The organism is Micrococcus sp. HMSC31B01, assembly GCF_001816085.1.
Classification (GTDB): Bacteria; Actinomycetota; Actinomycetes; order Actinomycetales; family Micrococcaceae; genus Micrococcus; species Micrococcus luteus.
Genome location: NZ_KV825022.1, coordinates 1 through 1,307, shown reverse-complemented (window position 1 = coordinate 1,307; position 1,307 = coordinate 1). Strand labels below are relative to the sequence as shown.

Annotated in this window: 3 protein-coding genes; all 3 read left to right on the top strand. The window is 69.2% G+C overall.

The annotated features are described in order from the left end of the window. Positions 1–527 precede the first annotated feature (527 nt). From rpmB to rpsN, 3 genes are read left to right on the top strand one after another with little or no spacing between them, the layout of a single operon-like run. The gene (rpmB, locus tag HMPREF3105_RS03825; protein ID WP_002858335.1) at positions 528–764 is read left to right on the top strand and encodes a 50S ribosomal protein L28; all 237 of its coding nucleotides are present in this window, start codon (positions 528–530) and stop codon (positions 762–764) included. Between the two features lies 1 nt (position 765). Next, complete coding sequence (gene rpmG, locus HMPREF3105_RS03820) at positions 766–933, top strand: 50S ribosomal protein L33 (protein WP_002858336.1); 168 nt, start codon at positions 766–768, stop codon at positions 931–933. A 1-nt stretch (position 934) separates the two neighbouring features. Beyond that, positions 935–1,240: a 30S ribosomal protein S14 gene (gene rpsN / locus HMPREF3105_RS03815; protein ID WP_002858338.1), complete on the top strand. Its 306-nt coding sequence runs from the start codon at positions 935–937 to the stop codon at positions 1,238–1,240. Positions 1,241–1,307: the final 67 nt, after the last annotated feature.

Below are 1,307 nucleotides of genomic sequence, written 5' to 3'. Positions count from 1 at the left end.
CGCCCTGGCGCTCGGCCTGACCTTCGCGGTGGGCTCGCTGCTGGGGGCGTCGGTCGCCTGATCCACGCCGGAGGGGTGGGCCGGCCCAGCGCCCGTGGCCGCGCCGTGGCGCGCGCGGAGCGGCCCCGGGGGCCGAGGACCGTGCGCATACCACAGGCGCCCCCCCGTCGAGTTGAAGCGACGCCCACGGTTCGCGTAAGGTGGGACGGCGCACGCCGCGTTGTTCTCGTCGTTCCATCGGTCAGGTGACCGGGCGGACGGCGGGTCGGAAAAGCAACGCGCTCCCGCAGACCGGATCCCGGGACGTCCTCAGGGCGGACCGGGGCTCACCGTCCACACCAGCGATCCCATAAGGAACTTCGGTTGGCTCTCACCCAGCCTGGTCCCCCTTTTCGAGAAGTCGCAGTAAGAGTGCGGTGTCCACACCCGGGGCGGGGCTCACAACAGGTGTCCGCGGACAGGTCCGCGGCTCGCCGCCATGCGGGTTCCGCCCGTCCTTTTACTACTACTTGCCACGAGGAGTGATCATGGCAGCTCACTGCCAGGTAACCGGGGCTGGGCCGGGATTCGGCCACAGCATCTCCCACTCGCACCGTCGCACCAAGCGCCGGTTCGACCCGAACATCCAGAAGAAGACCTACTGGGTCCCCTCCCTGCGCCGCAACGTCACGCTGACGCTGTCCGCCAAGGGCATCAAGACCATCGACGTGCGCGGGATCGACGCCGTCGTGGCGGACCTGATCGCGAAGGGAGTGAAGCTCTGACATGGCCAAGGACAAGGACGTTCGTCCGATCATCAAGCTGAAGTCCACCGCCGGGACCGGGTTCACCTACGTGACCCGCAAGAACCGCCGGAACAACCCGGACCGCATCACCCTGAAGAAGTACGACCCGGTGGTCCGCAAGCACGTCGACTTCCGAGAGGAGCGCTGAGATGGCCAAGAAGTCCAAGATCGCCAAGAACGAGCAGCGCAAGGCCATCGTGGCCCGTTACGCCGAGAAGCGTCTCGAGCTGCGCAAGACCCTCGTGGACCCGAACGCGTCGGACGAGGCCCGCGAGGCCGCCCGCCTGGGCCTGCAGAAGCTGCCCCGCGACGCCTCCCCGGTCCGCGTGCGCAACCGCGACGCCATCGACGGTCGCCCGCGCGGCACCTTCCAGCGCTTCGGCATCTCCCGCGTGCGCTTCCGCGACATGGCGCACCGTGGCGAGCTGCCCGGCGTGACCAAGTCCTCCTGGTGACCCGCGGCCCGGTCTCCGGGCGTTAGGCACCACCACGACGGCGGCGCCCCTCCTTGAGAGGGGCGCC

What these genes read in the sequence shown, in the direction of transcription:
- rpmG (WP_002858336.1), top strand. Translation starts at nt 766, where the DNA reads ATGGCCAAGGACAAGGACGTTCGTCCGATCATCAAGCTGAAGTCCACC.
- rpmB (WP_002858335.1), top strand. Translation starts at nt 528, where the DNA reads ATGGCAGCTCACTGCCAGGTAACCGGGGCTGGGCCGGGATTCGGCCAC.
- rpsN (WP_002858338.1), top strand. Translation starts at nt 935, where the DNA reads ATGGCCAAGAAGTCCAAGATCGCCAAGAACGAGCAGCGCAAGGCCATC.